Annotated in this window: 17 protein-coding genes; 10 read left to right on the forward strand and 7 right to left on the reverse strand. The window is 48.1% G+C overall.

What is annotated here, in order from left to right:
• Positions 1 to 2 precede the first annotated feature (2 nt).
• Positions 3 to 320, forward strand: coding sequence for a nucleotidyltransferase family protein (locus J0L70_RS26610; protein WP_287456480.1), 318 nt, complete (start codon positions 3 to 5; stop codon positions 318 to 320).
• The gene (locus J0L70_RS26615; protein ID WP_287456481.1) at positions 304 to 642 is read left to right on the forward strand and encodes a HepT-like ribonuclease domain-containing protein; all 339 of its coding nucleotides are present in this window, start codon (positions 304 to 306) and stop codon (positions 640 to 642) included. Before J0L70_RS26610 ends, J0L70_RS26615 begins: the two co-directional genes overlap by 17 nt.
• 93 nt (positions 643 to 735) lie before the next feature.
• Here J0L70_RS26615 and J0L70_RS26620 read toward each other — a convergent pair whose 3' ends face one another.
• Positions 736 to 891 (reverse strand): hypothetical protein, encoded by a 156-nt coding sequence (locus J0L70_RS26620; protein WP_287456482.1) that lies wholly within the window; start codon positions 889 to 891, stop codon positions 736 to 738.
• A 128-nt stretch (positions 892 to 1,019) separates the two neighbouring features.
• Here J0L70_RS26620 and J0L70_RS26625 point away from each other — a divergent pair, with 128 nt between their 5' ends.
• From J0L70_RS26625 to drmC, 7 genes are all read left to right on the forward strand, one after another.
• Positions 1,020 to 2,321 (forward strand): PDDEXK-like family protein, encoded by a 1,302-nt coding sequence (locus J0L70_RS26625; RefSeq protein WP_287456483.1) that lies wholly within the window; start codon positions 1,020 to 1,022, stop codon positions 2,319 to 2,321.
• 326 nt (positions 2,322 to 2,647) lie between these two features.
• Positions 2,648 to 3,913 (forward strand): coiled-coil domain-containing protein, encoded by a 1,266-nt coding sequence (locus J0L70_RS26630; protein WP_287456484.1) that lies wholly within the window; start codon positions 2,648 to 2,650, stop codon positions 3,911 to 3,913.
• A 65-nt stretch (positions 3,914 to 3,978) separates the two neighbouring features.
• Positions 3,979 to 4,599 carry a ribonuclease III domain-containing protein gene (locus J0L70_RS26635; protein ID WP_287456485.1) on the forward strand — a complete coding sequence of 207 codons (621 nt, stop codon included), beginning with the start codon at positions 3,979 to 3,981 and terminating at the stop codon, positions 4,597 to 4,599.
• Positions 4,600 to 4,772: 173 nt separating this feature from the next.
• Positions 4,773 to 6,863: a UvrD-helicase domain-containing protein gene (locus tag J0L70_RS26640; RefSeq protein ID WP_287456486.1), complete on the forward strand. Its 2,091-nt coding sequence runs from the start codon at positions 4,773 to 4,775 to the stop codon at positions 6,861 to 6,863.
• Complete coding sequence (gene drmA / locus J0L70_RS26645; RefSeq protein WP_287456487.1) at positions 6,860 to 10,852, forward strand: DISARM system helicase DrmA; 3,993 nt, start codon at positions 6,860 to 6,862, stop codon at positions 10,850 to 10,852. The genes J0L70_RS26640 and drmA overlap by 4 nt, the downstream gene beginning before the upstream one ends.
• 8 nt (positions 10,853 to 10,860) lie before the next feature.
• The gene (gene drmB / locus J0L70_RS26650) at positions 10,861 to 12,732 is read left to right on the forward strand and encodes an MrfA Zn-binding domain-containing protein (protein WP_287456488.1); all 1,872 of its coding nucleotides are present in this window, start codon (positions 10,861 to 10,863) and stop codon (positions 12,730 to 12,732) included.
• Positions 12,733 to 12,735: 3 nt separating this feature from the next.
• Positions 12,736 to 13,539, forward strand: a complete 804-nt coding sequence (drmC, locus tag J0L70_RS26655; protein ID WP_287456489.1) for a DISARM system phospholipase D-like protein DrmC — start codon at positions 12,736 to 12,738, stop codon at positions 13,537 to 13,539.
• A gap of 190 nt (positions 13,540 to 13,729) precedes the next feature.
• Here the strand turns inward: drmC and J0L70_RS26660 are convergent, their stop codons facing one another.
• Complete coding sequence (locus J0L70_RS26660) at positions 13,730 to 13,960, reverse strand: hypothetical protein (RefSeq protein ID WP_287456490.1); 231 nt, start codon at positions 13,958 to 13,960, stop codon at positions 13,730 to 13,732.
• A 965-nt stretch (positions 13,961 to 14,925) separates the two neighbouring features.
• Between J0L70_RS26660 and J0L70_RS26665 the strand changes: the two genes are divergently transcribed.
• Positions 14,926 to 15,351 (forward strand): hypothetical protein, encoded by a 426-nt coding sequence (locus J0L70_RS26665; protein WP_287456491.1) that lies wholly within the window; start codon positions 14,926 to 14,928, stop codon positions 15,349 to 15,351.
• A 4-nt stretch (positions 15,352 to 15,355) separates the two neighbouring features.
• Here J0L70_RS26665 and cas5 read toward each other — a convergent pair whose 3' ends face one another.
• From cas5 to cas6, 5 genes are read right to left on the reverse strand one after another with little or no spacing between them, the layout of a single operon-like run.
• The gene (gene cas5 / locus J0L70_RS26670) at positions 15,356 to 16,027 is read right to left on the reverse strand and encodes a type I-MYXAN CRISPR-associated protein Cas5/Cmx5/DevS (RefSeq protein ID WP_287456492.1); all 672 of its coding nucleotides are present in this window, start codon (positions 16,025 to 16,027) and stop codon (positions 15,356 to 15,358) included.
• The gene (cas7i, locus tag J0L70_RS26675; protein WP_287456493.1) at positions 16,027 to 16,890 is read right to left on the reverse strand and encodes a type I-B CRISPR-associated protein Cas7/Cst2/DevR; all 864 of its coding nucleotides are present in this window, start codon (positions 16,888 to 16,890) and stop codon (positions 16,027 to 16,029) included. Before cas7i ends, cas5 begins: the two co-directional genes overlap by 1 nt.
• A gap of 31 nt (positions 16,891 to 16,921) precedes the next feature.
• On the reverse strand, positions 16,922 to 18,424 hold the full coding sequence (gene cas8a1 / locus J0L70_RS26680) for a type I-MYXAN CRISPR-associated Cas8a1/Cmx1 (RefSeq protein ID WP_287456494.1): 1,503 nt from the start codon (positions 18,422 to 18,424) through the stop codon (positions 16,922 to 16,924).
• Between the two features lie 4 nt (positions 18,425 to 18,428).
• The gene (gene cas3 / locus J0L70_RS26685) at positions 18,429 to 20,684 is read right to left on the reverse strand and encodes a CRISPR-associated helicase Cas3' (protein ID WP_287456495.1); all 2,256 of its coding nucleotides are present in this window, start codon (positions 20,682 to 20,684) and stop codon (positions 18,429 to 18,431) included.
• Positions 20,674 to 21,330: a type I-MYXAN CRISPR-associated protein Cas6/Cmx6 gene (gene cas6 / locus J0L70_RS26690; protein ID WP_287456496.1), complete on the reverse strand. Its 657-nt coding sequence runs from the start codon at positions 21,328 to 21,330 to the stop codon at positions 20,674 to 20,676. The genes cas3 and cas6 overlap by 11 nt, the downstream gene beginning before the upstream one ends.
• Between the last annotated feature and the right edge of the window lie 3 nt (positions 21,331 to 21,333).

Consider the following 21,333-nt stretch of genomic DNA (forward strand, 5'->3'; position numbering starts at 1 on the left):
CCATGCCTGAACTGACCCAGCGATCGCGAATTCCAGTCCCATCCGAAAAAATCGCTGAACTCTGCCAACAGTACCATATTCGCCGACTTGCCCTCTTTGGCTCCGTGCTACGAGAAGACTTTCGCTCCGACAGCGACATCGATATTTTAGTTGAATTTGAACCAGGGCACACCCCCGGCTTTGCCTTCATTGACATCCAAGACAAACTCTCAGACCTCTTCGGGCGAACGATTGACCTCAACACTCCCCAAGATCTTAGCCGCTACTTCCGCGATCGTGTTCTGGCAGAAGCCGAGGTTTACTATGAACAACCGGGATGAAGTTCGCTTGCGTCATATGCTAGACGCAGCCAGAAAAGCGATCGCCTTTACTCAAGGACGTGAGCGAACCGATCTCGACACTGATGAACTGTTGGCACTGGCAGTTGTCCGTTTAGTAGAAATCTTAGGAGAAGCCGCAAAAAACGTTTCTCAAGATATCCGAGATCAACTTCCTGATGTCGCTTGGAGACAAATGGCTGGAACTCGCGATCGCTTGTCTCATGCTTACTTCGACGTTAACCTCGATATCATCTGGGACATCATCACGAATGACCTACCGCCACTGGTGGAAAAACTAGAAGAATTTTTTCATGATCCTTAACCCACTGCTGCCGATACGCAAATCTACGAAATGAATCTTGCGGTTCCTGCGGAGTCGCGCTTTGCGCTAAACACCTATGGTTGGCGGCTCGACTTAAGGCAGGATTTCCATCCAACCAAGCAAGGCATCCGCTTTACGATTGAAACGGCGCGGCGGGAAGTCCTCGAACACGAAGTGCACTGAAAGCATCGGCTCCTGCAACTGAATCACGAGCAGCTTTGATACGCCAAAGGCATCGCTGTCGTCCAAGGCTTACATGGTAGGAAAAAGGCAAAAGTCAAGGGGCAGAAGGCAAAAGGGAAGACTAGTAAAAAGCAACAGCCGGATGTTGAACCAGAAGAGCAACAACTCAAGCTGTTCCAACAGAGTGAATGTGTATGATTGAACTAACCCGTAATTCCCAAAGCGACTCCAAAGAAGCATCACCAATTCCAGAAACAGAGCCAATTCACACGACGCTTGAACAAGAACAGAGAGCAATTCTTGAGAAATTTATTATCAACAATCCAGACCTAGAAGCCCTGGAAGCCAAAATATCTCAGTTCAATATTTTTGAAGCCGTTGGCATGGTTCGCCAGGAAATCAAGCATTCCAACTTCATCCAATTTCTCCTCAACCCTTCCGAAAAACATCGACTCGGCGATCTCATCCTGAAAAAACTCCTGATCGCCATCCTCGCCGATGTCGAAAAAGCCTATATAGATAGCCTTGATATCGCTGGCTCCGATTTCTCCGATGCCGAGATTCGGCGCGAATGGAAGAACATCGATCTCTTAATTTATTCCCCCACCAACTCCTTCGTTTGCGTCATCGAAAACAAAGTAGATGCCGTAGAAAGCCGCCATCAACTCGGTGCATATGAGGATGTGGTTACTAAGGAGTTCTCGGGCTGCAAAAAAATGTTTGTCTTTCTTACTAAAGAAGGCTCAGCAGCCTCTCGTCCTGGCTGGATACCGTTCGATTATGGAGCGATCGCAGAGATCATCGAAACCGTCTGTAACGAGCGAAGATCAAGCCTTACAGACGATATTTACATCGCAATACGCCATTACGTTGATTTAGTCAGGAGACACATTATGAGCGAGTCCGACATTGCTGAACTGTGCCGCAAAATCTATAAACAGCACCGTCAAGCGATCGATCTGATCTACGAGCATCGCCCTGATATGAGATCGGATGTCGAAGACTACATAAAACAACTTATCCAAGAATCTTCTCAAGCAGAAAATATCGATTTAGACTCCATTGACAAACGATACATTCGATTCGCTCCAAAGGAGTGGGATGGCATGGCATTTCAAAAGACTTGCTATGGCTGGACAGGAAGCAATCGGATCTTCCTCTTTGAGTTTTGGAATGAGCCTCAAAATCTCTGTCTTCACCTAGTGATTGGTCCTGGAAGGATGGAAATCAAGGAAGCGATTTACCAAGAATTAAAAATGCTCAACATTAGCGGATTGAAAAGCAAATGCAAAATTGATGAATCAAAATGGAACCATATTGGTATTGTGCCAATTCTTGACATTTCAGACTATGAAGATGGGGATTTAGAAAGCTTACAAGAAAAAATTAGAGCATTCTGGCTGAGATACATTCAGGGCGATATGAAAGTGATCTGGGAGGCGATCGTGAATTGCGATTCCTTGCATTCCACAGGTAGGGCGCTGACTAGGAATTGATCGACTGGGCATTAAATTAGCTGAGGCAAAACAAGCAATCGCTTCGCCATCAGTAAAACGACAAGATACAAAGTACTTGATCACGAAACGCGGTGCAAGCATCGACTGTTGCAACTGAACCACGAGCAGTTTTGCCGTGCCAAAGGCATCGCGATACTGAAGAAGTTGCCAAAGGTTTGCACAATAAGAGAAGAAAAAAGGGAAAACTAAACAAAAAGCCCTAACTCAGAAATGCCCCACTGCTCTCAACTCAGTGTCGCCAACAAATAAATTCCGCTGTTTAACCTGAAGTCGTGCATTTGTCAGCCATTACGAGGGACTAATCCGTGTCTGATCTCATCGCTCACTACTGGTATATTGGTGTCTTTGCGATCGCAGCAATTGTTTTATTCACACAAGCCAAGACAGCGATCGCTGCGGCTAAAAAGACAATGGCAAATTTTCGACTTAGGCTCCTCTTTTTCGTCAGTGATCAGCTTGAACCAGACACTATTGCCACTTTCCGTCGTTCCATTGCCAAAACTTTTGGTGAACTGAGTAATTTTCTAGAAAAATCAGAACTGGAGCTACTTCGCTCCCGTATGGACAACGTATTTCTTAAAGACAAGATTCAGGAGTTAGAACAGAATCGAGAGGCTCTGCTTCAAGAGTTAGGCGGCTCATCAGATTTCCTTAATATCGAGTTTTCCATCTGGCAGCAAATGATCCAAGCAGTCAATCTGTTGGTCAACGATCGTCTAGCTCTCCTACAAAAAATAGAGCTTATCAACTCATACGATGGTAACTTTGAAGCCCTTTCAAAAGATGTGGAGGCTCTCCAAGCAAATAATAAGGCGGCTGAGCAAAGAATCAGTGCTTTGCTTGACGAGCAGACTACGCTGCGAACCGAGAATGGGCGGCTATCGCGTCTTCATGAGTATTCACAAACCAGAATAAAGCTGCTCCGAAGTGCAGAAGAAAAAGTACAGATGCTCGAACGACAGGTTGCAACCCTGAAGCAGACCGAATCTACTCTTAAACAGGAGTTAGATCAGTCCAATCGTCAAATTACTCAATTAGAACACCAAAATGTCGAATTGGGGAAGCAAAATGCTCGGTTAAAACAACAAAACGACCAACTAGAAAGATCAAGGCATGAAAGTGAGTTAACTGTACGTGCTCTTGAAAACGCTAATCAAGAATACATTCAAACTATCGAAAGCCTAAACAAAGACATCGAGCGCGTAAGGAGTGAGCTTGCACAACAAGAAGCTCAAATCCAGCAACGAGACAGGACTATCGAAAGCCTGAACAAAGACATTGAGCGTGTAAGAAATGAACTTTTACAGCAAGAATCCCAAATTCAGCAGCAAGAGCTGCAACTAGTTCCTGATGAACTAGAAACCAATCAAGAAAATATGAGCCTTCAAATTCTTGTGCAGGATCACAATGCTGACAGAATAGGCGAACTAGAAGCCGAAGCTTCATACTGGCGTTCTCAAGCTAGTCGGTCAAAGGCGAGAGAAAAGGCTTGGAACCTACCGGACTACGCAAGTTATAGCGATTATCTAAGTTACGTTCAATATTGGCGCGAGCATCCAGAGTATTACTAAAAGCTCATCAAGCAAGGTAGCAGTCCTCAGATTTTTGCCGTGATAAAACTTTTTGCAGCCGCTCTATGATGCACAAGCTAGAAATTAAGTTAGCAGAAGCTAAACAAGCGATAGCGATTCCTGACTTCAAACGCGACGATCTGCTTCGACTTGCTCTCACTGATCTCTCAACCCTTCAACTACCCTTTGTCTCGGAGCAAGAACGACAAGACATCGTACTGCAATATCGGCGACTAGCATTTCTAGGCGATCGTCTACTAGACGCTGTTGTAGCAGATTACTACTTCACAAATTGCTCGCCACTCAGTAATCAAGACCTGGATGACTCAAGGCAATACACCACCAGTCGCGAATCTCTTGCTCAATTTGCAATCAGTCTAGGGTTGCCTAATTTCTGCTCATCTTGGAACAAGCCAAGCCGCAAGCTACCTCAAGACGAACCCGGAGTCTATGGAGAAATGTTCGAGGTTCTCATTGCCGTGATTTACCTCGACAGCGATCGCGATTTTCAGAAAATATACGATTGGTTCTGCGATCGCTTTATTTTAGAAATTGCTGGAGAGTCTGAGGAAGACTTCGAGTCCGATGAGGATTGTGATCTTAGCATTAGTGACGAGGATTATTTAGATATGATCGGCTTGCAGGGCTTTCCTGACGCTTGGGTACCAGGTGATGACGATGACTAGCGGATTATGGCGTAAAGCTAGAAGCTCTAATTGACGAAAATTAAGACATTGGCTCAAGCCTAATCTACGTCATCAAATCTTCAATACTCGTAAAGAACGAAACACAAAACTCTGTGAGCGCGTAATCTTTTTTACACTTATCATAAGAGAAAGTTTCAGCCCCCTGCTTTTCTGTGCCTTTCGAGATCATCCACAAACCCACGTTTACCAATCAACTCCTCGCCATCCCAAAAGAGCGAGTTCTACAAGTATTGGAGAAGATCGAAGTTTTACGGGACGATCCCAAACCTCATGGCAATCTGAAGAAAAAACTCCACGGCTACAAAGGTGATATTTACCGTTTGCGCTCTGGCGACTACCGTATCATTTATACCTACGGAGATGGATGGGTGGCGCTGCTTGGAGTCGATGCCCGGAAAGACGTTTATCGAGGCAGTAAATTAGTCGCTGAAGAAACTGAAATTGATATCACCGCCTTTTCCAATCTTGAGGATCTGCTCACTCCCGAAAAAGCTCCGACTTCTCCCGCCAAACCTGTCGAAACGGTCACACTGCTCCCGATCGAGCTAACTGAAGAACTGCTTGATCGCTTACTCGTCCCCAAATCTTGTTTTCCCCCTCTGCTTGCCTGCCGCACCTTCGATGATCTTCTCGAAGCGGATGTCCCCAATGGGGTGCGCGATCGCGTATTCGACTGCATTACCGCACCCAATTTTGATCTAGTGTTGAAGCAACCCAGTTTTGTTACCGGGAGTTCTGATGACTTACTGCGCTTCAAGGAAGGAGATTTACTGGGTTTTCTGCTCAAACTCAATTCTGAGCAGGAGAAGTTTGTCACTTGGGCAGTGAATGCAACAGGTCCAACCCTACTGAAGGGCAGTCCCGGTACAGGCAAAAGTACCGTTGCCCTCTATCGGACTCGTGAAATTCTCCGTCAGCTTCAAGCTAAAGGAACTCGTCATCCGCGCATTCTATTTACCACTTACACGAATGCTCTTGTTCACTTCTCTGAACAGTTGTTGCAACAGCTTTTAGGCGAGGATGCTCAGTTTGTTGAAGTCAAAACGACTGATGCCTTGATCTATTTGATCGTCAATCAACTCAGCGGTCAGCCCCAAATTGCAACCACTAAAGAACTGATCACCCTCGTTAAGCAATCGATTCCATGCGCGATCGTAACGCTTGAAGGTAATGTTTTACAGCAACAGGCGCAACGGCTCATCCTACAACGCCTCCAGCCCGAATATTTACTCGAAGAACTTACCGAAGTCATTGATGCAAGAGGCATTGACAGCTTAGAGGATTATCAAGCAACTCCGCGCACGGGTCGCAGTATCCCACTCAATAAAATTCAGCGTCAAGCGATTTGGCACCTGCGGCAACACTTCGATCGCCTCTTGAGTGCAAAAGGAATGGAAACTTGGGCGCAGATAAGGCTTCGTGCCCTAAAGTTGCTACAGACTAGCGAAATGCTGCCAATGTATGATGCTGTGGTTATTGATGAAGCCCAAGATCTCAGTCCCACCGTGCTACGCTTCCTGATTCAACTCTGTGGCGCACCGAATCGCCTGTTTATTACTGCCGATGCCAACCAATCGATTTATGGCAGCAGTTTTCGGTGGAGCGATGTGCATGACTCGCTCAAATTTGTCGGACGCACAGGCATTCTAAAAATTAATCACCGTACCACTCAAGAGATTGGAGAAGCAGCCTATTCGTATCTGCAAGACGGCACACTCGATCCGGAAGGTGAGGAGCGACTTTACGTTCATACAGGTCCACCACCTGCGGTTCGTGCCATCGTCGATCGCGCTTCTGAAGGAAATTTACTGGCTCAATTTTGCCGCACGGCTGCTCATGAATTCCGATTGGGACTTGGAGCCTGCGCGATTCTCGTCCCCACTGAAAAAGCTGGAAAGAACATTACTGGACAGTTAAATTATCTGGGCATTGAAGCACGATTCATGACGAGCAAAGACTTAGATCTGAACTGTAAGGGGGTGAAAATTCTGCCACTCAAAGCGGCTAAAGGATTAGAATTCCCGATCGTCGCGATAGCAGGTTTTCTAGAAACCCCCTATCCGACAATCCCAAAAGGCACTCCTCCCGAAGCCGCCACTGAGATTCTCGTCAGAGAACGGCGTACCTTGTATGTTGCGATGACAAGGGCGATGCGTGCCCTACTCGTTCTCGTTCCTGCCAAGAAACCGTCACTCCTTCTACAATCCTTTGATCCTCAACTTTGGAACCTCGGCGACTCATGAAGATTATCAAGCTTCCAGCAATTCTTCCCGGCAATCTAGATCTGGAAAAGATCAATCAACAGTTGCGCGATCGTACTGCTCAACTCGATTGGAGTGCGGTCGTTTCAGCTTCTGACGAGTCTCTTCATGCCTTGCTTGCTGGGCTTGATTTATCAGATGATGCAGATGTTTTAGGCGATAGCACTTTATCGGAAACGATCGCGAGCAAGATTGTGCAGGTGCTTCAGGAACAACCGGAACCTGTTAAGCCTCAACAATCAAAGCCAACTGAACCTAAAATTACTCCTGCCATTTGGCAGCAGTCTAGCTTATTGGAGCCTCAGTTCGTCGCAACGAATCAAGAACAAAGTGAGGGACAAGGCAATTTGATTGATGTGCAATTTGTCCCAACTCCCTCATCAGAAGCTGATTCACCTGCTGCGGAAAATGACAAAGCCCCATCCTCCGATGCTGCACCTGTTCTACAGCCCCCTTCTTATTACCAAATCAGAGCCGAGCTAGAAGAGGCTGTCTTAGCCGACTTGTTAGGTCCAGCAGGCGGAGAGTATGAAGAAGTGGACGAAGCGCGAGTCAGCGATCGCTATCTCGTCGGGCTACTGGCTCCCCTACATCGACGCAATCGCCCCACTCAATCGGATGATCAACTCGAACAGCTTGAACTAATTGCCGCGAAGACTGGAACCGTTGATGAAGGTACTGAGCAGCTCGACGAACTGGCGGTAGGCGGAACCAATACGATCGAGGATGGCACAACTGAAACGATCACTCCTGCGATCGAAACTATGTTTCCTTCCTCGCTGGGCATGAGCTTCTGTGTGAGTGGCACTGCTAAAGCCATCACGATCAAAGCAGGATGGGGACAATATGATCGCACCAAGAGCGAGTATCTCCAAACTCCAACAGGCGCACCTAAAGCCGTATGGCGCAGGTATCCGATTGTTGGGCAATCTCCTCCCATCGCTCTAAAAGCAGGTGCGGTGAACTCTTGGCGGATCGACCCGGAGCGCGAAGTTTATGTGCGTGGGCAAATTCGTGCAGTTGGCTCCGATTGGATTATTAGTTTATTTCTAGTGAATGAACAGCGAGAACCCGATCGCTCTCCGGATCAGGCATGGCTATTTCAGCCCGAACTTAGCGTTGAATCTGCTGACCCCAATCATCGTGCAATTTTCATCCGCAAAGCAACTCAGAGATCGCTCGGTAAACTCGACCCAGTACAGTATGCCGAAGAACAAGCGATGGAGATGATCTATCGGCATCAAGTTGAATTTGCCGTTGGGCATGGGACAGGCGTTCACGCTGAATTAGCAGAAGGAAGTGATGATTACGCAATTCGCCTTTGCACTCGTGTCGTTCCCGCTTATGAAGTTCCTAAAACGGATGCTCCCACGCCAGATGAGATTCCTGGACTTGTGGGACTGGTTCTAGATATGAAAGAGCTGGCAGAAGCGACCCCAAGCGGTTTGGTTGCGAAACTCAATCCGCTCGTTGCTGCCTACGCAAATTGGATAGAAGGGCAAGCGACTCGGATTGCTGATCCAACAGCCAAACTGCAAGGCTATGAAACGATCGCAACGGATGCACTTGCGAACTGTACTCGCGCTTTAGAACGCATTCAGTCCGGTCTAGAGTTATTGCAATCTGACCTACAAAGCTTTGAAGCGTTTCAATTCATGAATCGCTCCATGTGGAAGCAGCGAGTTCATTCGATTTATACAGAGCAAGTCCGTCGTGGCGAAACGCTAGAACTTAGCACGATTGATATCCCTAAAAATCGTTCCTGGCGACCTTTTCAGCTTGCATTTATCCTACTCAACTTGCCTAGCATTACTGACCTCAATCATCCAGATCGTACCGATGAAACCCAAGCGATCGCGGATTTGCTCTGGTTCCCTACAGGCGGTGGTAAGACGGAAGCGTACTTGGGGCTGACTGCTTACACGATCGGTTTGCGACGATTGCAAGGTACGATCGAAGGACGCTTTGGTGAATCGGGTGTTGCTGTTTTGATGCGATATACGCTTCGATTACTCACCCTACAACAATTTCAACGCGCCACGGCTTTAATCTGTGCCTGTGAAGCGATTCGCCGAGAAGACCCCGCAAAATGGGGCAAAGAACCGTTTCGGATTGGATTGTGGGTTGGACAGAAAACCACTCCCAACCGTACTGAACAAAGTGAAGAATTCCTCAAGCAGAAGCTTGGACAGTATCAGCCCACAAGCAGCGGTTCTCCCCACCAACTCACGAACTGTCCTTGGTGTGGGTCTAAGATTGACCCTGGGAAACAAAATATCAAAGTTGAATCCTTTGCAAAGGGGCAGGCACGAACGCTGATCTACTGCGGTGATACTCTCGGTCGCTGCTTATTTTCTCAAAAACAATCTCCCACTGAAGGCTTACCGATCCTCGTTGTCGATGAAGAGATCTACCGTCGTCTACCGACTCTGCTCATTGCAACGGTCGATAAATTTGCTCAGATGCCTTGGAATGGTGCGGTGCAAATGTTGTTTGGACAGGTTGAAGGCTACTGTCAACGGCATGGATTTGTGTCTCCTGAGATTGAGGATTCTCCGAGCCATCCCGCAAAGTATGGTCACCCGCTTGCTAAGACGCTATCTCATAATCCGTTGCGTCCTCCCGATTTAATCATTCAAGATGAGTTACACCTCATCAGTGGACCGCTTGGAACTTTAGTAGGACTGTATGAAACAGCCGTCGATAAACTATGTTCCTGGACCGTGAATGGCAAAACGGTTCGCCCCAAAGTGATTGCTTCCACAGCAACCATTCGACAAGCACGAGATCAAATTCATCACCTATTCTTGCGTCAAGTGCAGATCTTTCCACCGCAAGGCTTAGATGTCACTGATAATTTCTTCTCTCTACAACGAGAGCCAAGTGAAGACTATCCTGGACGGCGATATCTGGGTATCTGTGCAACCGGACGCAGATTAAAAGCTGCCTTAATTCGAGTTTATACAGCAGGTCTTGCAGCATCTCAGGCGCTTTACGAGAAGTATGGCGAAGCGGCTGACCCCTGGATGACGTTGGTGGGTTACTTTAACTCGATGCGAGAACTGGGCGGAACCCGCCGGCTTGTTGATGATGACATCCAATCCCGTCTTGGCAAGATGGATCAACGGGGACTCGCAAAGCGATCTCGCATTGAGGTCAAAGAGCTTACGTCTCGAATTGCTTCGACCGATATCCCAATCGTGCTGGATGCGCTAGAAGTTCCGTTTAATCCAAATCGAGACAAGAAAGCAGATCCGCGTAAACCGATCGATGTCCTGCTCGCAACGAACATGATTTCGGTCGGTGTCGATGTCCGGCGCTTGGGTGCAATGGTTGTGACCGGACAGCCGAAAACGACAGCAGAGTATATTCAAGCAACCTCGCGGGTTGGACGAACGTTTCCTGGCATTGTGTTCACCGTTTACAACTGGGCACGACCGAGAGACTTGTCTCACTATGAGCAGTTTGAACACTATCACGCGACGTTCTACAAGCACGTTGAAGCATTATCGGTGACTCCCTTTGCGCCTCGCGCCATTGATCGTGGTCTCGCGGCATTGCTCGTTGCACTGGTGCGTTTGAAGGGAACGGAACTCAACAAGAATGACAAAGCTGGGCGCATTGATCGTAATCATCCGCATATTCAAGAAGCAATGAATGCGATCGTCACTCGTGCTGCCAATGTAGAGGGTCCCAAAACGCGAGATTTAGTCAAACAGGCATTAGAAGCCAAGCTCGATTACTGGCTAGAACAATCCACGAATTTGGTGGGCGGAGCCGTGCTGGGCTATCAGTCCCAGAGAGATGGCGTGACTCAGGGTTTACTCACGCAGCCTGGACAGGGGGATTGGCAACCGTTTACCTGTTTGAATTCGCTTCGCAATGTGGAACCGACGATCGGGCTAATTCTGGACGATCGCATTCCCGATGATGATTTCCGCACTCCTCAACCCATGCCCACCTCTGATTGAACTCTCTTATGGCACAAACACAACCTCGTAATAAAGTTGGTGAACTCCGACCCAGCCAGATTCTCTTTTCGGCTGGTATCGGCTCCGTGATTGATTTACCCAATCTTTCCACAATGGTCATGGGACTCGACGATTGGGATATTAACCATGCAAAAGAATTAGGAGAGGAACGATTGCTCGGAGCAGTCAAGCGATCGCTCTCACCCTCTGTGAAGCGCTTACTGTCACCTCCACTTCCTCCCGAATCCGATGGAATGCCAAGCTTTCACGATGAAAGTCACCGTATTGGCATTCCGGTTTCTCCGTTCCCCACCTGGATGCTCTGCCCAAATTGTCGTCTACTCGCGCCGCTACAATCTCGATTGTTCGATCTCAAGACCGATCGCTTTCGCCCAGATCAAAACCGCTATGTCCATGCGAACTGTCCAAAAGGTAAATATCCACCGACTGTGATTCCGGCTCGTTTTCTCGTTGCCTGTAAGCATGGGCATTTAGATGACTTTCCTTGGCGATACTTTGTTCATCGCGGTGCGGATTGTAAAAAAGGAACCTTACGGCTGAACGAGTATGGGGTATCTGGCTCTGCGGCTGATATTGAGGTGAAATGTGATAGCTGTGGCGCAACTCGTCGAATGTCTGATGCCTTTGGTGAACCTGGCAAAAAGAATATGCCTCAGTGTCGCGGTCGCCATGTTCACCTGCGGAATTTCGATGAAGGCGGTTGTGACCAACAAATGGTCGGCATTCTATTAGGCGCTTCTAATAGCTGGTTTCCCATCACTCTTTCTGCGCTTTCAATTCCAACCGTAGCCGATAAGCTGGCACAACTGGTCGAAAAACATTGGACAGTTCTGGAAAAAGCGGTCAGTCCAGAAGTGCTCGCTGCTTTCCGCTCAATTGGGCAACTGAAGGAATTTGCTAAGTACTCAGATTCGGAGATTTGGGCACAAGTTCAGCAGAAGCGGTCTGAAACGATCGACGACGAAAACGATGAAGCAAAAGATATTAAAACCCCAGAGTGGCAAGTCTTCTCATCCGCAGAAACGAGCCTGAATTCTCCAGATTTTTGGCTCACGCCTGTTGCAGCTCCCAAAGGCTATGAGTCCTATCTTGAGAAGGTCGTGCTGGTCGATCGCTTGCGAGAAGTTCGGGCATTAGTCGGTTTTTCACGCATCGAATCTCCTGGCGATTTTGCTGAGACTGGAGAGTTACCACAAGATTACTGGGCACCCCTCAGCCGTCAAGAGCCGAAGTGGGTTCCTGCCACCGAAGTTCGGGGAGAAGGGCTATTCATTCAGTTCAAGGAATCTGCGATCGCACGATGGGAAGCTTTACCCGAAGTCATTGCCTACGAAAAACAGACCATTGAGGCTCATCGTCGTTGGCGCACTGCACGATCGCTCAATCCAGACACACACTATCCGGGAGTTCGATACATTCTGCTGCATTCTTTTGCTCATGCTTTGATGCGACAATTCGCGATCGAATGTGGCTATACGGCTGCTAGTCTTCGAGAGCGTATCTACTCAAAGGCTCCGCAGGACGAGAACGGATCCCAAGCAGGGATTCTCATTTATACCGCTGCTCCCGATAGTGAGGGCACATTAGGAGGGCTTGTCAGCTTAGGAGAGCCGTCTACTCTTGGTCGCCACATTGATCAGGCATTAGAGCAGATGTGCTTATGTGCCTCTGATCCGCTCTGCGCGGAACACAGCCCAATGCAATCCCCGAATTCGCTGCATTGGGCGGCTTGTCACGCTTGCCTCTTTAGTCCAGAAACGTCCTGTGAACGGGGGAATAAGTATCTTGATCGAACGGTACTCATCTCAACGGTTAAGACTGAACTCGCTCAACTTGCCTTTTTTAAGCCTGGGGATTGAGCGGTGACTACGTTCTCTTCCAACCTACTAGAACAAATTCGCCGCGTCGTTCAGGAAGTTCCGGCTTCAACACTGGATGCCCTGATTCAAGTCCTCATGACAATGAATCAGAGCGAACTGTCAAAGATGAAGCATAACCTTCTCCAACTGCTACCCAGAGCGGCATGGCGGCAAGAGTTCAATCACCTGATCGAAATTTGGCAAACAGAAACGAGCGAGTTGGATGGCAAAGCGATGGCGATCGCGCTTTCTACAGCAGTCTATTGTCAGACTCAGATGCGCCAAGATCTATCCGTTGAACTGGTTTGGACAGGACCGAATCCAGAATCTCTTCCATTGCGCCGAACCGATCAAACCTTGCTGCAATTGATTCGAGAGGCACAGCACGATCTGCTAATCGTTAGCTTTGCAATTTATAACATTCCTGAGATTGTTCAGGCGTTAATGGCAGCACTAGATCGTGGGGTTAACATTCGCATCATCGCAGAAACTCCTGAAGCGAGCGATGGCAAAATTTCATTTGGGCTGGTGACGACGTTCGGGGCTGAGGTTCTTAGGCGTTCTCAACTCTATGTTTGGTTGAGAGCAAAGCGCCCCGTAGATGAGCAGGGTAGATATGGCTCACTTCATGCCAAATGTGCTGTGAGCGATCGACAACACCTTTTTGTTTCCAGTGCAAACTTGACTGAGTATGCAATGTCGCTGAACATAGAGATGGGTGTGCTAATTCATAATCAAAGTTTGGCGGAACAAGTAATCCAGCAGATTAATAGTTTAATTTTGCATGGCAGTTTGGTGATTTGGTAGCAGAGGGTTAACCTTGCTCTAAACATAAACTCTATTACGATCGTGTTTTGCGTGTTTGACAAACTCTGCAGGAATTTAGTATTTCAAAAGGCTGTATGTGGCAAGCAGTGATGTGCTAAGCTTATGGATTAGATTTACAGAACCGACTAGCAGCGAGCCTTGAAGCGAAAGTATCCATAGGTCTGACGCACTACCGATCGAGTAGTTTGTCCGCAATCAAGCTGGGGTGAAAAATTGGGCGAATTGCCTCCTCGGTTCCCTCCACTTGGGCTTTGAGGTCTTCGGGTAGATCGTCTTTTGTTATACGGTTCGCAACTCCTCGCACGATCGCGGGTCGCATCAGTAGCTCGGAAGTCTTCAGTCCTGCGGCTTCTCGATAAATCTGCTTGCCCAGGTCGTTCTCGATGGTCGGCTCCTCCAATGTCGGTCTCTGTTCTGCTAGGTCGCCTCCCTCTATTGCTACGAGATTGACTGACTCAATCAGTGCAAGTTCGCCACCTTTACTCGTTTGATGAAGTAACGCCGCTCTCGATCGACTAACCGAGACTCGATCGTGCCTGAGATGCTGAGATTTTGGGTCTGTCGCCTCACCTGCTCATAAGTGAGACCGGAGCGCTCCTACTAATTCGCTGCGGGTAAGTTCGTCTGTTTTAGTGAGAACTGCCAGAATGCGCGATCGCGTTTTTTCCCCTAGTTGGATTGTTAGTATATCAACAACATGAAATGGTATAAAATTACTGCTGTCAAGGTGCCCTAGCGATTTGGTGCGATCTACAATCGGGAAAGTTCTGATTTTTACGCGAATTCAGTCTGTTTAGTGGAGTATTCACCAGACACTTTAGAAAAATAGATGCTTTAAAGAGCAATGTGAGAATATTGAGTGGTCTTTTTCTCAGTTCAAGCCCACATCATTATAGGACATCAGGCGTTGCTGAATGATGGCATGAATTCTGCCCTCATCCCCTAACCCCTTCTCCCAAATTGGGAGAAGGGGAACTAGAATTCTTGCTCCCTCTCCCAAATTGGGAGAGGGTTGGGGTGAGGGCTGCAACCGATTCAAACGAAGAAAACATACTGTGATTCAGCAACGCCGGACATCACTTTCATGTATCAGAGCCGTTTCAATTCGGACGACGGGCGCGACGAAGGAAGCAACTCCCTCCTAGCTGAAGTCATTGAGCGCAATATTCGCACCCAGTTTCACTTAGCAAAGAAATGCGTCGATCACGTGCTGTGGTATGGAATACCATCCTAGCTAGAAGAGTACTTAAAGCAGCTAGAAATGTCTTAATTTGGCTTATTCCTCAGTAGGACTGTGCCAATCTTACTGAAGATCCCGTTCATCCTGAGACTAGCTTGCGCACAATCGATAAAACCCTTGGTGATATGCTCAGCGCCTTTCGGCATCACAGATTGAATCACCTCGAAGAACATTTTCCAGATGGAAAATGTTCTCTATGCTCAACGCCTTTCGGCATTACAGATCAAATCGCATCGCCCAAATCGATTGAGGTTTCGGCTGCTGCAATGTGCTCAACGCCTTTCGGCATCACAGATCAAATCGCAAGTAAACAGGCAAGGCTATCTTTACCGCCGGAAAAGTGCTCAACGCCTTTCGGCATCACAGATCAAATCGCATTTCTCGATCGCGCTCTTAAACCAGAATTTACCCTGGCGCTCAACGCCTTTCGGCATCATAGATCGAATCGCTGCCATAACAGTAATTTAGTAACTCAGCACATTATAGTGCTCAACGCCTTTCGGCATCACAGATCGAATCGCTGGGTGATTCAACGTCACCGATCGCGCTAAGCAATTAGCCCTTAGCTTTCCGTACTGACTTAGCTTTACTCATTTTGATTGATGGAGCAGGTTCCACAATTGAAACTAGGCAATCATCAATCAACTCATCACTCAACGAGAACCGCTGAAACGTTCCTTGACTCGTCGTGCGATCGATCCACACGGGCAAAGCAATTAACCCGCGATTATCCTTTACCAGCCAACGAATCAAACCATCCGTTTCTCGGTAAAGCCTCGCACCATTGACCAGTGCCCAGGACTCACCCAGCGACAACCCACCAAAGCGAGTAATTTGTTCTGGTGTGGATAAGGCAATTGCAACTCGATCGATCAACTTTGCTGCCGCTAATTCCTCGCTAGAGTCAATCTGAATTGCCACCTGTAAATCGGTCAGCAGTTCATGGTGATTGGGTTTCGAGAACTGGCTCGTTGGATAAGTCCCTAAGTGCTTGACCCCAAATTTATGGTGACGTTGTTTGCGGACGATGCGCGAAATCGGTGGATCATCGCCAATGACCCCGATCGCGAGCTTCACACCCACATGAGCCATCCTATCTACTTCGCCCACCAGCGACAGCAGCAGCCCATAGATGGTGGATGGTGGTGGGTAGCGGTATGTTTCTTTGTAGTCCCGTGCAAAGCTACGAGGAAAGCTAGTGCAGGGACAATCAAGATATAGCAACATTAGACAGTGACTCCGGTAGGTAATTGGGCTTTAGCAGCCGAGATCGCTTCTTTGACTCCGCGATAGACCTTGACACCTAGCTTGCTCAGGTGCTCACCGTAGGGCGTATCGGCAATTTCACCACCTACAATGAGTTCATCGGCTTTCACGTCGCCCACTTCTACCAGACGCACTAAAAGAGGACACCCGACGGCATCCCCAACTCGCTTAAAGCTGTTCATAATCCAAGGACTGGGATCGTCTGTCACACGAATGACGATCGACTCAGGGCGGAAGTCATATAGAAAGCGAGCATGATTGCCACCCACATGCCGTACTGCCCCAACCGCATCCAGTGCTAAAGCAGCCCGGTTTGGATCTTTCAAACTTTCAGGAGTCAGGGCAATTGTGTACTGATAGGCAGTGCAATGCACTTCAATACTGTGAAGGGAAGTTTTACCTTTCTCACCCCCTTTGGAGCCAAAGGCAATATCACCCCAGTAGGGATCGAGGCTGATGGCACGGCTGATTTCTAGCGCACCCCGACGCTTAGTGGTCGCATCTTCGTTGTCCTTCCCCTTTTTGGCATCCATGTAACCCAATAGGTCATCATCAATGAAATCCTCGGCACTGAACCGCTCATTCTTAAAGCTGTACCTGTTGACATCAGGATTGAAAGTACGATTCGTGATAGACTCATGTCTATTTTGAAAATACTCGCGCATTCCCCAACGAATGGCTTCTGCGCTGATGGTTGTGTATTGATCATTACCGCAAGTAATTTTTTGTAGGGTGGATAGGGTCCTCCCATCTCCCTCACCTCGGTTGTTGGCAGCAACAGCAGTCGCAGTGACGATCGTGGCGAACAAATGCTTCGACATCATGACTTCTCCTAAAAATTACAAACTTGAAAAACTACACGGTGCTCGAAAACATTGCATCATCGGTTGAATCAGTTTCAGCAGAGGACTCGATTGACACGTCAATACCATCGAGAGCATCTCCTTTCTTGCTGGTGTAGGTTGCGATCGCGAGTAGCGTCAGATCCCTAGCTTGTCGCCAATTCGCTTCGCGGTGAATCCAGTGGTAGATCTGCGGACCGACTGATCTACCAGCCTTGCTCCGAAACTGACTCAGAAAATTAACCAGTGCAGTCGCAAATTCCCGTTGAGTGCTGGGGCGCTGCATCCGGTAAATGACTTTATCGGTGACCTGTCCATAGTCCAGCTTGCGTCCCTGTTTTTCAGCTTGTTTATGCTGCCCAGACAGGTACTTACTAAAAGCGCCCTGCACCGCATCAAATAACACTTGTTCTTCAGCCTTGAGATATTCGGTCATTTTCACTAGCCCTCTGTGTTCATAGACACCGTTGCGTTTACGAAATTCAAAAAATCCCTGATACCAGGGTTCTGTCGCCACCAGATTGTCACAAATCCAAGGCAGGATTTTTGAGATAGCGAGCCAGGTTTCTCCCTTGTCAGTGTGCTTGACTTGGGCGGGAAAGAGTTGACGTACAACTTCGTACAACTTCAGCACCGCATCATTGACCTGCACTCGATAAACTGCCTGTTTGAGATACGACTGATTGGCATCCCAGACTTGCTTCCCAAGCTGATAAACTTCGCAGTAATCAACGCGAAATTGTTGAGCATCTTCGAGCGTTTTCTCCTGCAATAGGAAGTGGAGGGCTGATTCGCCTGCTCCGCTGCTCCGAAAATCTCGATAGGTTCGTCCGGATAGGTTCTGACGACTTCTGACCCAATGCCTTAAATGAGTAACGTTTGGAATGACGACCGCTGATCTCGCTGCTAATTTACCCCCAATAGACTGAGCCGGAAGTTTGTAATAGCCACAGGAGATCGGCAAAAATAGAAGTGCCAAGAAACCTTCTGGAGATTCTTGGTATGCCCCATTAGCAAAACATTCGACTAATCCAGGCAAGTGATGCCCTTTGAGCGAGATTTCTTTCTTGAATGCGCCTTTACTATTAAACGCTTCCTTGATGTCTTCGGTGTAGTAGCAGTTCAACAGTGGACGCACCTCAATTCTAATTTCCGGGTGCCCTTCATCGATCGTAAAACTTCGAGTAACTGGAACATCTAATTTTCGCTGTTTGCTGTGTTGCAAAAAGGTTGATAGTACTCCTTGGGTAAAGGTGTACTTTCCCTGTTCATCAAGTTTGAGGGCTGGAACTTCAAGATAGCCATTTGGAGTAATTCGGTAAGTCTGGTCGAGCAGCCATTTGACTGCTTCATAATCGCTGCTCTGCCATGTCAGCTTTACTGCATCGTCTGTCACCTCCCAATCCAGCGGTGCATCCTTTGGTAACACCAAAAGTGCGAGTGCCAAACCTGCAATCCCGGCTCGATGAGGGAGCAAAGTATTCGGGTTAAAGATTGAAAGCGTAAATTCTGTCAAGATCTCACCTCTTCTTCAATTCGTAAGCACCAAGCTCCGATGAATAACCCCACCGACAGGCTGGAGCGATTAGATAACCTGTCTTGTGGCGCAACCAACCTTTGACATTTGTTGTAGGTAAAGGCACGGTGTAACGCGGTAAGTCGCTAGATTTAAGTCTCGCTAGTATTGCAAGATCCTGTTCTAACAGAACTGTGACCGTGTATCCTGCCTCTCGGAGTGGTGCAGGATAGGTACGCCATTTACCGTCTAGCAGAACAAAATGATCCTTCGGGTTACTCTGAATTTTCAATTGTTCTAGCCAAGTCGCTAGTTGCGCCTGATTCACTTCGCCAGCAAACGATCTCACCAGTTCCAATCCTGCATCGAGTTCGGATTGGCTATACGGAAACCCAACCATCTTCGGATCTTCAGGATAGAATATGGCTTCGAGAGCATGACCGCAATAGCGACGGTTGAGCCGACCCAAGCGTTGAATTAGTCCAGCAGGGTCAGCAATCTGGGTCACGAGCAGCGTTGCTGACAAGTCCAGTGACATTTCTGCGACCTGAGTTGCCACCGCTAGGACAGGAGGCGCATCTGGTTTAAAGCCATCCACGACAGCACGATGATGCTTGACTCGATCTCCATACCGAAATCGACTGTGATAGAGCAACGCATTCAAACCCAGACTCTTAGCCTGCTCGTAAACTGAGATCGCGGTATTCACCTGATTACAGACCCACAGAACTTTTCCACCCTGAGCCAGTTCTGCCTTGACCCGCTCCCAGTCTGGTTGTTCCACCTCACTAAAGCGATAGCGCGGCTTTTCCTCAATGTCCTTTGGTCCCTGAATAGTCGCAACAGGTTCACCCACGGCGGCTCGGATTGCTTCTACTTGGGCTGGTAGAAATGAAGCAGACATGAGTAGGACAGGGGCTTTGACAACCTTGAGAAATCGTAGCAGTGCCCCAAACAGCGCATCGTCATAGCAGTGGACTTCATCGAAAACAAAGGCAGCATTCGCGATCGCTGGAAAGCAGTACATCGGACGGCGATTACATTGGAGCAATCCTAGTACTGTATCGACCGTACAGACGCTGACTTTTGCACCCCACGCCTTAAAGGAGCTAAGTTTCTGGTCAGTCTCGTTCACGGTTTCGTCACCGTTATCGACTTCTTCTCCGGTCCTTGCTAATTCCAAATCCACTGCGGAGCGAGAGTGCAACAGTACCGACTCGACTTCATCTTGCACATAGTCTAGAAAGCCCTCTGTACTGGTGCCAGTTGTGGGATAACAGAAGAACAGCTTGCGCCCGATCGCGTGCCTTTGTGCCCAGTTATAGGCTCCTAGCGTCTTGCCTGTCCCACAACCGGCTCGTGCCATTGTCACTCGGGTGGACTTCTCTTTGAGGTCAACTTGGAACTGTCGGAGTGGATTTCCACCCCGTCGGGTATCAATCACATTTTGCAGATCGGCTTCAGTGAGAGTTGCTCCTAATTCGTGTTGAATCCATGCATAAATGTTGATCGAGACTTGCGCTGAGGCAGAACCTATCGCATCTCCCGCAATCAAGAGAGCTTTAATCACTGCTAGCAGCACAGCATCCGGTTCCCAATCGACAAAAGCATCCAAAATCGCCTGTCGCTTCTCTCGCTTAATTTCTCCAACTTCCCATTGTGGTAAAAATTTGAGAGGCGGAATACTCTTTGGCAAGGCAAACGTTTTGACACCATAGCGAATCAACTTCCGAAAATAAGGGTGATGAACATACCAGTACAAACAGGTATCCCCTGTCCCTTCTCGGATCTCTCCTAACTCACTGGTATCCTTACCTTGCTTTCCACCCAGTTTGAGATGGTGCCCTCCTGCGGCTGCCAGTGCCATCATGAAATCTGCATTTGGGCATTGCTGGAGCCAGGCTCGAAATTCCCAGGCGAGAAGTACTGAGGCAATTTCGTGACGGATCAGCTGCGGCTGTTTCAGTGGATCGCGTTGATGCCGTACCATCATTTGAAATTGGTTACTGGCTTTTCCAAAATCGTGTAGGTAGGCTGTCAATCGTACTGTTGCCCTTAGCGTCTGCAATCCACAGGTTAATCCGAATTGCGCGATGAGGCGATCTCCCAAACAATCGACGAGAGTCGTGACTGATTTCACAACAGCAGCAGTATGACCGACTAGATGATAAGCTCCTTGCCAATCAGCTTCCTCAGGAGTTGAAGACTTAGCTAATAAAATATCTGGTTCTAGTTTCGGGGCGATTGATTTAGGCGGCATCACATCCCTCCCGGACTGGATAAAACCAACCACACCCAAAGTGTTGCCGTCCACCGAGTCCATGCCATTGCAGCTTCAAAGAATCGTCTGAGCTTAATCCTTCGACAACCACGCCATAGCCAACGATTTTCTTATCCTTCACCTGCAAAGTCCGGCGGGATAAATCACCATTAGCATCGCTGGGAATAAACACCTGACCCTTAACTTCAAGCCGTTCTAATCCTTTCTGGCAAGACTCCAGAAAATATCGAGGGACATCAACATGGTCGATCGAATTTAACTTAAACGTTACCAATCGTGCTGCCAGTGTATCACTCGCTTCCGGCAACGTAATTCTTGGCTGCACCAATCGAACGAGATGACCTCGGATATCAAAGACCTGATTTTGCAAGAATCGGTACCAGAGTTGCATCTGCTCGGCGGGACAACGCAATCGCAACCGCGACCTTCGGTTTAGATAAATCATGCCCACTCGATCCGGCAACCCTGATACGCTACACAGCCGAACTTCAGACGGTAGATCCTTCGGTAGGAGTTCATCATCTGTCTCTTGAAGGCGCTTCTTGACAGCGGCATACAGTGCATAGCCATGATCTGCAGGTAATGTTTTACCCCGCAGCGCAAATTGAATTTCTAGAAAGTTCATAGC

Source organism: Leptolyngbya sp. UWPOB_LEPTO1 (assembly GCF_017302695.1).
In the GTDB taxonomy this organism is placed as follows: Bacteria; Cyanobacteriota; Cyanobacteriia; order Leptolyngbyales; family Leptolyngbyaceae; genus Leptolyngbya; species Leptolyngbya boryana.

What these genes read in the sequence shown, in the direction of transcription:
- J0L70_RS26610 (WP_287456480.1), top strand. Translation starts at nt 3, where the DNA reads ATGCCTGAACTGACCCAGCGATCGCGAATTCCAGTCCCATCCGAAAAA.
- drmB (WP_287456488.1), top strand. Translation starts at nt 10,861, where the DNA reads ATGGCACAAACACAACCTCGTAATAAAGTTGGTGAACTCCGACCCAGC.
- J0L70_RS26625 (WP_287456483.1), top strand. Translation starts at nt 1,020, where the DNA reads ATGATTGAACTAACCCGTAATTCCCAAAGCGACTCCAAAGAAGCATCA.
- cas5 (WP_287456492.1), bottom strand. Translation starts at nt 16,027, where the DNA reads ATGTTGCTATATCTTGATTGTCCCTGCACTAGCTTTCCTCGTAGCTTT.
- J0L70_RS26665 (WP_287456491.1), top strand. Translation starts at nt 14,926, where the DNA reads ATGCTCAGCGCCTTTCGGCATCACAGATTGAATCACCTCGAAGAACAT.
- drmA (WP_287456487.1), top strand. Translation starts at nt 6,860, where the DNA reads ATGAAGATTATCAAGCTTCCAGCAATTCTTCCCGGCAATCTAGATCTG.
- cas6 (WP_287456496.1), bottom strand. Translation starts at nt 21,330, where the DNA reads ATGAACTTTCTAGAAATTCAATTTGCGCTGCGGGGTAAAACATTACCT.
- J0L70_RS26615 (WP_287456481.1), top strand. Translation starts at nt 304, where the DNA reads ATGAACAACCGGGATGAAGTTCGCTTGCGTCATATGCTAGACGCAGCC.
- cas3 (WP_287456495.1), bottom strand. Translation starts at nt 20,684, where the DNA reads ATGCCGCCTAAATCAATCGCCCCGAAACTAGAACCAGATATTTTATTA.
- J0L70_RS26635 (WP_287456485.1), top strand. Translation starts at nt 3,979, where the DNA reads ATGATGCACAAGCTAGAAATTAAGTTAGCAGAAGCTAAACAAGCGATA.
- cas7i (WP_287456493.1), bottom strand. Translation starts at nt 16,890, where the DNA reads ATGATGTCGAAGCATTTGTTCGCCACGATCGTCACTGCGACTGCTGTT.